The following is a 9,925-nucleotide window of genomic DNA, read 5'->3' as shown; positions in this document are numbered from 1 at the left end:
TGCTAATAGTGCAGCTAGCATAACCGAACTAAATGGGTATCTTCATGGCATCGCTATTACAGCTGACGGAAAATCTTATTCCGTATTTGAAGCAACAGAAAAAAACGGATTGGAGCTGAAATTTTCTCCCAAGCGCTATTTATTTCCTGTTCCACAAGATGAAATCACTGCTTTGCCGCTCCTTGAACAAAATGAGGGGTGGTAAAAAACATTTGCATAACTTATTAGTTAATGAACAATTTTATTTATTATGAAAGATATATTGAAAATAGTTGTCCTATTGGTTGTAATGGGAGTATTTGGTTCATGCTTAAAGAAAGACCTTCCCGAAACAACTAATTCTTCTTCCAATGATATTACAGGATTTATTTATATCCATAAATATATAGATACAACCATAAATAATGCTGGAACAGCAAATGTTGATACACAAATTGTTGTAAAAACACAACAGTTAAATACTAGTATAAGTATCTCGAATGATACTGTATATGTAACTCCATCTATACCATCTGGCTTTCCCAGTAGCCAGTTGTCTAATGTTACACTTACAAATATTTGGGGAGTTGCTTATATTCCTGATGGCGCTATCATTACACCTGTTGACGGAGCGCCAGAGTTAGGTGTGCCCGGTGATTTTTCATCCCCTGCCTCATACGTAGTAACAGCTGCAAATGGTAATGAAAAGGAATGGGTAATATATACCTACCCGCTTTGACAAAGGTTGACTTATCCATAAGGACGAGCTGTATTGGAATGCAATAAAGTATTGTGGCTCTAATCAACATTAACACAATAAAGAGGCTGTGCTGAATGCTTTTAAGGTAACCTCTTTATTCAATACTCCGGTAATTTTTTGAGGATATAAACATAGGTGGAAAAATGAGATAGGAAAAGAATAACACAGGCATTAGACTTTTGTATGCTAAACAACATTAGGTAAAATTAAAGGGGGTAAAGAAGCCTGTTGCAAAATTTCTTATCCACATTATAGGAATATGGCTGTGTATGCAGCGATGGGCCGGCCAGTTGCATACACATTTTGATATGGCTATGACGGGGTGTCTGTTGCTAAAGCTGCTTACTACTTATCCATACCGCAAGAGTAGGAATAGTTTTTCAATGGCTGATATAAAAATGAGCACATGAACCGGCTAATTACTGAATGAATCCCCAGCCGGCTGACTTAGCATTAGACAGGGAGTTGAAAAAAATAAACGCATTTATAAGCAATGCCTCAACTTCGGCATGCTGCCTGCGAACTGGCTGGTTGAAACTTCAGGCATTCCTTTTGGCTTGATGGGTGATATGCTGTACTTATGCGGGAACCAATGGCGTGGCATGTTATACGGCATGTCATCAAGGCTGGGATGGAGCACGGAAAACATTATTTGCGACCCTAAGCCCTTATGGAAAGTTTGGGATGAATTTGGAATTGCTGATGCAAAAATGCATGGCTATTGGGATAAATCCAACCCTGTTACAACCAGCGATTCGTCAGTTCTGGCAACAAGCTATATAAAAAAGGATAGCATATTAATAGCCATTGCAGGCTGGAATAAAAAGAATGTTGATGTATATATTCATATTGATGCGGCAAAACTTGGCTGGCAACATGGTGAGGTAATGCTTGCACCGGCTATTGATAATTATCGGCCGCAGCGAACTTTTAATATAAACAATCCGCTTACTGTTGAGCCTGGTAAAGGCTGGCTGCTGATAATAAAAAAGAAAAAACAATGATACGTTTTTTGCTTCTGTATTTGTTATGCTGTTCGCTTTGTGCACATGCGCAAACCATTGATGTAACTGTGTTTGGCGCAAGGCCAAACAGTTTTGAAGATGCTACGGAAAGCGTGCAAAAAGCTATTGAAAGTTGCCGCGGTCAATCAACGTCAGTTATCAATTTTCCAACAGGCCGCTATGATTTCTGGCCTGGTAAAGCTACAGAGACCCATTACTACATCAGCAATACATCCGATGAAAATGAAGTGCCTGTAAAAGACCAAAAAGTTGGTTTAATGCTGAAACACTTAAAGAACATTACAATTGAAGGTAATGGTTCTTTGTTTGTGTTTCACGGCAAAATGATAACATGGGTTATTGACAGTAGCGAGAACATACAAATTAAAAATGTTGCTGTGAATTATGAGCGGCCCGGCATGTCTGAAATGACCATCAAATCCATTTCACCAACAGCTATAAAAGCAGTTATTCATCCAGATTCAAAATTCGCTGTAATTAATGGAAAGCTGGAATGGTATGGGGAAGGCTGGAAGGTGCGGCCTGAAGGTTTTTTCGCAGCGCTGGTGAAGCCAGCAACGGGCACTATCTTTTATAGTTCCTGGCTTCCTTTTTATGAAAGCGGGGCCGAAGTAATTGCGCCGCTTACGGTAACGTTTACCGGAAATTTTTCAAAATTTAAAGCGGATACCGGCGATGTGCTTACCATACGCGATGCCATAAGGGATTACGTGGCTGCCTTTCAAAACCGTTCAAAAAACATAAGCTTACACGATGTGCAGATGTATTCGTTACATGGGCTTGGCATTGTATCGCAGTTTTGTGAAAACCTTGATTACGACAGCGTGCTTGTAGCGCCGCAACAAGGCAGCGGAAGGGTAATTGCTTCCTCTGCTGACGGCATGCATTTCTCCGGGTGCAAAGGGCAAATCACCATTAGTCATTGCCGCTTTAAAGGTTTGCATGATGACCCGGTGAATGTACATGGCACACATTTGCAGGTAACGGAAATTATTTCGCCAACCACCTTAAAACTTCGCTTCATGCACCATCAAACTTATGGGTTTATGGCGTTTGATAAAAATGACAGCGTTGCTTTTGTTCATGCACAATCGCTGCAAACATTTGGCGCCGGCATTATCAAATCTGCAAAGCTTATTTCAGAAAGGGAAATGCAGGTGGAATTGCAGCAACCTGTTACTTTAATAAAGCCTGGCGATGTGCTGGAAAATATTACATGGACGCCTTCACTCACTATAAAAAATTCGCGGTTTGAAACGACCATATCGCGTGGCACACTAATAACTACGCGGCGTAAAGTAATTATTGAAAATAACGTGTATTACCGCACTGGCATGCATGCCATTTTAATTGCAGACGATGCATCAGGCTGGTATGAATCAGGGCCTGTAATGGATGTAACCATTCGCAACAACCAGTTTATAGAATGCGGTTATAATTCTTTCCCTAACAATTATATCATCAATATACAACCCGAAGCGCACCAGCTTATGCCGGGTTATTATGTACATAAAAATATTACAATAGAAAATAACTTATTTAAGGTGTATGATTATCCGGTACTGTTCGCCAAAAGCACCAACGGGCTTGTGTTTTCAGGCAATACCATCACAAAATCAAACTTTATGAAAGCCGGTGAAAAACGTGCAGCCATATCGCTCACTGCATGTGCACAAGTGAAAATTGCACACAATAAGTTTGAAGGCTGGCAACCCGAAATTCAGCTTGATGGAATGAAGAAAAAAGATATTAAAGCTGATATGGCAATTATTAACGAAAGAAAAAATAATTGATGATTAAGTTCAATATCAAATTCATTGCATTAAATAATACAGCAGCTTTTATTGTTTTCGGCATAAGCATCCATGCACAAAAAACGTATGAAATTGATGCAAGTCATTTAACCGCCGCAACACCTGTTGCTATAAACATGCAGGCAACAAACCCGCAGGGTGTAAAGCTTTCTGCAAACAATCAATACTTTGAAAAAGATGGCAAGCCCTGGTTCCCGTTGATGGGCGAAATGCATTACAACCGTGTGCCGCCGCAGGATTGGGAAGAAGGTATTTTAAAGATGAAAAATGCAGGCTTATCAATCATTGCGACATATATTTTCTGGAAGGAACACGAACCGGAAAAAGGAGTTTGGGACTGGAAAGGCAACTGTGATTTGAAACAGTTCATTCAACTCTGTGCAAAACATAACGTGTATGTGTGGCTGCGTATTGGCCCCTGGAGCCATGGTGAGCAATTGAATGGCGGCTTTCCTGGCTGGGTCCAACACATGCAAGGCACACGCCGCAACACACCGGAATATCTTGATTCTGCAACTACTTTATATAATGAAATCGGCAAACAAACGCATGGCTTGTTTTTTAGAGATGGCGGGCCAATAGTACGTTTATCAATGCCGGATAAAAAAGTTGTTGTGCAGGTTAGGCTGAAAAATGAAACCATCCGTTTCCCTGAGTTAACCTTGAAAGGGCAAAAAACTTTAATACTTCCTTTTAATTTAAAAATAAATGATGTAACCATTAAATATGCAACAGCCCAACCGTTGGCAAAAATTAATAATGGCAATGCAACCACTTTATTTATGATGAAGCCCGAAGATGTAAATTCATCTGTTTCAGTTGAAGTAAAAAAAGATAGTTTGGTAGCCGGCTCCTTAAAGCTGAATGAACCTTTCGTTGTGAAGGGTACTATAGGAAAAAAACTCATCATTATTTTGCTTTCAAGAAAGGATGCGGAAAATAGCTGGGGCGCCACCATCAACGGTAAACAAGCGATGATAATTACAAGTGCGGATGTTATTGCAGATGACCGTTCTATTCAACTGCATCAAATGAATAATGCCTCATTCAATATTAAAGTTTATCCGGCAAATGTTGCCGCATTTTCTTTCAGCAATAAAAAACTTATAGCAAAAAAATATGCATGGTGTGATGAATATTCCCTGGCTGTAAACAAGGTTGTTGTTGATGCAAAAACAACCATTAAAAACAAAACTGCAACAGTTACGCTTCCATCAGCATTACCAAAAAATACCAGCAATATGTTTCTGAAAATAAATTATCCCGGCGGCTTGTGTACCTGTAAGCAGGATGGCAAATTGCTTACAGATAATTTATTCAATGGCACATCATGGCTGCCTGGCACAAAAAATTTTCTTAACAAAACTGCTTTGCAATTTTCTATACAGGACTGGACTGATAATATAACGGGAGTTGATCGTAAATTGGTGAATAAAATAAAAACAGGGGGCAGCCGGTTTATTTCAATTGAAGCATTGCCGCAGTATAAATTGAATATTGGTTTTTAGGAATTGCAAGCCTAATGAATTATGACAAAAGCCTAATAAAAAATTTTATGTTTAACATTAAGATCGCCACTACAATTTTTTTTGTGTTATTGCTTATAAACAGCAATCATCTTTTGTGTCAAAACAACCATACAAAATTATGGTATAATCATCCAGCCAATGCCGGTGTAAAAGATACTTCAGCAGGATGGATAAACGATTTCGAATGGTTGAAAGCACTCCCTGTTGGCAATGGTTTTATTGGTGCTATGATATTTGGCGATGTAAATAAGGAACGCTTGCAGCTTAACGAAAAATCTTTGTGGAGTGGCAGCAATGATGATAATGATAACCCTGATGCATCAAAATATCTTAACGGCATAAGACAGTTGTTATTTGAAGGTAAATATAAAGAAGCAACTGAACTTACCAATAAGACACAGGTATGTAAAGGTGCTGGTTCTGGCAGCGGCAATGGCGCTGATGTTCCTTACGGTTGTTATCAAACATTGGGCGATTTGTGGATTGATTTCAATATAAAAACCACTTATGCAAATTATTACCGCGAATTGGATTTGATTAATGGCATTGCGCTTACCCGCTTCAAACAAAACAATATTCAATTTACAAGGAAAGTGTTTGCCAGCAACCCTGATAAAGCAATCGTTATTCATTTAACGGCAGATAAAGCCAATGCAATTTCATTTACGCTGTCTGTTAGCCGTCCCGAAAAATTTACAACTATCGTAGAAGGTAACAGGCTTGTTATGAGCGGCACATTAATTAATGGCAAAGGCGGCGATGGAATGAAATATAAAGTATATGCAGTGCCGGTTGTAAGTGGTGGAAGTTTAAAAAAAGATGGCAATGAACTTATCATTTCAAAAGCTGATGCCGTTACTATTATTGTTACTGCAGCTACCAATTACAAACTTCATTACCCCGATTATATCAATAACAGTTTTGAAGATGAATTAAATGCAGTAACCAACAAAGCAGTTGCAACACCATATAATATTTTAAAAGAAAAGCATGTAAAAGATTTTTCATTTTTCATGAAAAGGTCATCACTGCAACTAACATCAACACCGAATGAAAATCTCCCAACAGACCAACTGCTTGAAAAAAACCTTCAAACAAAAAATGAAGCGGGCCTTTATTCTTTGTATTACCAGTTTGGGCGTTATGTGTTGTTGTCATCATCAAGGGAAGGCAGTTTGCCTGCTAACCTGCAGGGCATTTGGGGAAACAAAATTCAGACACCCTGGAACGGCGATTATCATACCGATATAAATGTGCAGATGAATTACTGGCCATCTGAAGTTACCAATCTTTCCGAATGCGATATGCAGTTGATTGGTTTGATTGAATCGTTGGTAACCCCCGGTACAAGAACTGCATCGGTACAATATAAAATGCATGGCTGGTGTATTCATCCCATTACAAATGTTTGGGGTTACACGGCGCCCGGCGAAGACCCGGGCTGGGGTTTACATGTTGGCGCTACCGGCTGGATGTGCCAGCATGTATGGGAACATTATGCATTTACACACGATACAAATTATTTGCGTAAGGTTTATCCCATTCTGCAACAAGCCTGCTTATTTTATTTTGACTGGCTTGTGAAAGATCCTTCAACCAGTAAGCTTGTTTCGGGACCGGCATCATCACCCGAGAATAGTTTTGTAGCGCCTGATGGAAGCACTGCCAGCATAAGCATGGGGCCGTCTCACGACCAGGAAGTAATCCGTGATTTATTCAACAATACTTTACAGGCAGCGCGCGAATTAAATATAAGTAACGATGATGCCTTTATTCATCAACTACAGCAAACCAATAATCAGATTGCCATGCCTGGCATTGGCAAAGATGGAAGGCTGATGGAATGGGCGCAGGGGTTTAAGGAAGTTGAACCGCACCATCGCCATTCTTCGCATTTGTTTGCATTATACCCGGGCGATGAGATAACATTAGACAAAACGCCTGCATTGGCAGAAGCCGCGAAAAAATCGCTTGAAGCAAGAGGCGATGATGGCACAGGCTGGTCTCTGGCATGGAAAATTAATTTCTGGGCACGTTTGCATGATGGTAATCATGCTTTAAAATTATTGAATCGTTTATTGCAGCCTGCACATGCAACCGGTGTTGCCATGAACAATGCCGGCGGCACATACAATAATTTATTTTGTGCACATCCCCCTTTTCAGTTGGATGGCAATTTTGGCGCTACGGCAGGCATTGCAGAAATGTTATTGCAAAGCCAGGAGGATTTCATTGAGCTTCTTCCTGCTTTACCTTCTTCATGGAAAGATGGTTCTGTAAAGGGGCTTTGCGCAAGGGGTGGTTTTGTAATTGACATGCAATGGAAAAACAACAAGCTTACCCGGGCAATATTGTTTTCAAAAAAGGGTGGTCTATGTATTATTAAATATGGAACAAAAGAAATAGCGCTTAATACAAAAGCGGGCGGGCAGTATAACTTAATTAATTTTACTCAATAAATACCTTTCCATACTGCTTAACGAGCTACATAAGAGATAGACTGATAATTAACCGTTGTTGATGAAAAATTCCTGAGCGAAATAAAAAAGCAGCCGGTTCATCTATTGGGGCTTTGCCGTAGCATAACTGAATATTGTTTTTAATATTAATACCAACTGATAATCTTTGACAAATGTTTGCATTATTATAAATAAGCGCGGAATTATTGTATTCGTTTCTTAAGTCTGCCGAAGATGATGCAACTATTGCCTATGATGTCAGGATTGGTGTTACGCATATCTGCCTTTACATTGCCCTGCTGCATGAACAGAGCTTGTGTGCCGGCCAGGATAACATTTATATCAACCGGCGCACACTAATAAAAAAGGTGAAGATCAGCCGCAGGACGTACAATAAATGCATGCATGAACTGCGCGAATACGGCTATATCCAATATGAACCTTCATCGAATCCGCTTGTTGGAAGCAGGATATTCCTGAACAGGTTGTAATATTTTTTAGATTAAATAATAGTGATAGCTATGGCGACAATTTATTTTCCTACGGAAATTGATTTTAAAAGATGGATTAGAGAAGCGTTACAGGAACATCTGGCCGAAGTCCTGGTAAAAAACATTCCTGCAAATGATCGTGAAGAATTGCCGGTTAGCAGGAAAGAAATTGCCAAACGGCTTAATATATCTCTTGTTACCTTAACAGAATGGGTAAAGCGTGGGTTGCCTTCGCATAAATACAGGAACAGGGTCTATTTTCTTTATTCGGAGGTGATGGAATATATCAGGGAAAATAAACAAATGGGTTGAAAGAATTATCTGCTATGATAGCGTGCTGTAAAGGTATAAATGGAACCTCTCCCACTAAAAATGGCATACATCTTATCAGAAAAGTACGCCGATGGTAAGACCGCCGCATTGTTATTTCAATATAGGCTTTTGCCGGGATATTGACACATTTGTATACAACGTCGTATTAAACTCTTACAATTTAAACCATTGACGAAACCTGCATAAAAGATTTATGTTGATGAGGGCAGAATTTAAAAAAGAAGAGGCTTTAACTAAGCCCCTTCTTTTAACTCCTAGTAAGTAAACCCAGGCATCACAGCCTGAGATTCTGTTAGAACCGTGCGTAACAGTCTCCCGTTACACGGCTCCGATTTTCCAACCGTGGGTTTCGAGTTCAGTAGTTCCCAATGTGCAAACATCTTTGGTCTGCGCACTGATATCTGATGAAGCCATCTGACTGTCTTCATCCCTCCCGTTCGAAGTCTTTTGTATTTGCGTCTTGCCCATGCTTCGAGCTTTACATTTAATATGTGCATAAACTCTTTCATTTTTGTTTTGTAAAATGTTCCATAGTAATGGATCCATCCTCTGATTATCGGATTGATCTCGCCTGCTATCTCCGATAACGTGTTTGTAGTTTTCTTCAATGCATTCCACTTTCTCATCTTCTCATTCATCGCTTTCATCGCTTTTGTACTAACAGCAGGAAGAAAATTAGTGAATGATCCATCCTTTCTTCCGTTCTGTGCTTGTCTTGGCATGAATGTAAACCCAAGAAAGTCGAACGTGATAACCGGATAATCTTTGTAAAATTTTCTATTGCTGTCTTTACAGTACACCAGCTTTGTTTTTGATGCATGCATTTCAAGACCACAATCCGTTAACCTTTGCTCCAACGATTTCATCACTGTCTGACTTTCATCCCGTGACCTGCACATGATGATGGCATCATCCACATAACGTACCAGTGTACACTGCGGGTACGCTATGCTCAACCATTTGTCCATTGTGTAATGGAGGTAAAGGTTGGCAAGCAGTGGCCCGATCACAGAACCTTGTGGTACTCCTTTGGTTCTTGATACCTGCCTCCCATCAGCTAACTGTAGTGGTGCTGTCAGCCATCTTTCGATATATAACAGTATCCACTTTGTTTCGCAATGCCTGCTGACTGCTTTCATCAGCAGATCATGTGGAATGTTGTCAAAGAACCCTTTGATGTCCAGGTCTATCACCCACGACCGTTGCCAGCATAATTGCCTTACCCTTTCAACAGCCTGTTTGGCTGACCTCCCCGGTCGGTAACCATAAGAGTCTTTTATAAGCAATGGCTCCAGCGTTGGCTCTAATAGCCCTCTTACTACAGATTGGGCAATCCGGTCTGCGATGGTAGGTATGCCCAGAGGTCTTAGCCCACCTCCTTTCTTCGGTATCTCAATCAGTTTCACCGGTGGCGGCATGTACCAACCATTTCACAGGATAGGCGACATTTCTCGCTTTATTTTCCTACTTTTGCGTATGCAAAATTTAGAAGTACTTATAGGCCAAAAGATAGATGGTCGCAAATTATCGCATGG

The 9,925-nt window shown here is 40.1% G+C and carries 9 protein-coding genes; 8 read left to right on the top strand and 1 reads right to left on the bottom strand.

Annotated features, from left to right (window positions below):
- From QM629_RS07575 to QM629_RS07540, 8 genes are all read left to right on the top strand, one after another.
- A partial coding sequence (locus QM629_RS07575) for a RagB/SusD family nutrient uptake outer membrane protein (protein ID WP_415158806.1) occupies positions 1-205 on the top strand: 205 nt, incomplete at its 5' end.
- A 45-nt stretch (positions 206-250) separates the two neighbouring features.
- Positions 251-718 (top strand): DUF5018-related domain-containing protein, encoded by a 468-nt coding sequence (locus tag QM629_RS07570; protein ID WP_415158804.1) that lies wholly within the window; start codon positions 251-253, stop codon positions 716-718.
- A gap of 530 nt (positions 719-1,248) precedes the next feature.
- Positions 1,249-1,743: a glycoside hydrolase domain-containing protein gene (locus QM629_RS07565; RefSeq protein ID WP_415158802.1), complete on the top strand. Its 495-nt coding sequence runs from the start codon at positions 1,249-1,251 to the stop codon at positions 1,741-1,743.
- Complete coding sequence (locus QM629_RS07560) at positions 1,740-3,557, top strand: right-handed parallel beta-helix repeat-containing protein (protein ID WP_415158800.1); 1,818 nt, start codon at positions 1,740-1,742, stop codon at positions 3,555-3,557. The genes QM629_RS07565 and QM629_RS07560 overlap by 4 nt, the downstream gene beginning before the upstream one ends.
- Positions 3,557-5,086 carry a beta-galactosidase gene (locus tag QM629_RS07555; protein ID WP_415158798.1) on the top strand — a complete coding sequence of 510 codons (1,530 nt, stop codon included), beginning with the start codon at positions 3,557-3,559 and terminating at the stop codon, positions 5,084-5,086. Before QM629_RS07560 ends, QM629_RS07555 begins: the two co-directional genes overlap by 1 nt.
- A 47-nt stretch (positions 5,087-5,133) precedes the next feature.
- Positions 5,134-7,566, top strand: a complete 2,433-nt coding sequence (locus tag QM629_RS07550) for a glycosyl hydrolase family 95 catalytic domain-containing protein (protein WP_415158796.1) — start codon at positions 5,134-5,136, stop codon at positions 7,564-7,566.
- 206 nt (positions 7,567-7,772) lie between these two features.
- Positions 7,773-8,057, top strand: coding sequence for a hypothetical protein (locus QM629_RS07545; RefSeq protein WP_415158794.1), 285 nt, complete (start codon positions 7,773-7,775; stop codon positions 8,055-8,057).
- A gap of 30 nt (positions 8,058-8,087) precedes the next feature.
- On the top strand, positions 8,088-8,369 hold the full coding sequence (locus QM629_RS07540; RefSeq protein ID WP_415158792.1) for a helix-turn-helix domain-containing protein: 282 nt from the start codon (positions 8,088-8,090) through the stop codon (positions 8,367-8,369).
- A 275-nt stretch (positions 8,370-8,644) separates the two neighbouring features.
- On the opposite strand, the gene ltrA is transcribed toward QM629_RS07540, so the two are convergent.
- Positions 8,645-9,808 (bottom strand): group II intron reverse transcriptase/maturase, encoded by a 1,164-nt coding sequence (gene ltrA, locus QM629_RS07535; protein WP_415158790.1) that lies wholly within the window; start codon positions 9,806-9,808, stop codon positions 8,645-8,647.
- Positions 9,809-9,925 lie beyond the last annotated feature (117 nt).

Origin of the sequence: Parafilimonas sp. (assembly GCF_047606085.1) — a bacterium.
Taxonomy (GTDB): domain Bacteria; phylum Bacteroidota; class Bacteroidia; order Chitinophagales; family Chitinophagaceae; genus Parafilimonas.
This window is presented reverse-complemented; position numbering and strand designations above follow the sequence as displayed.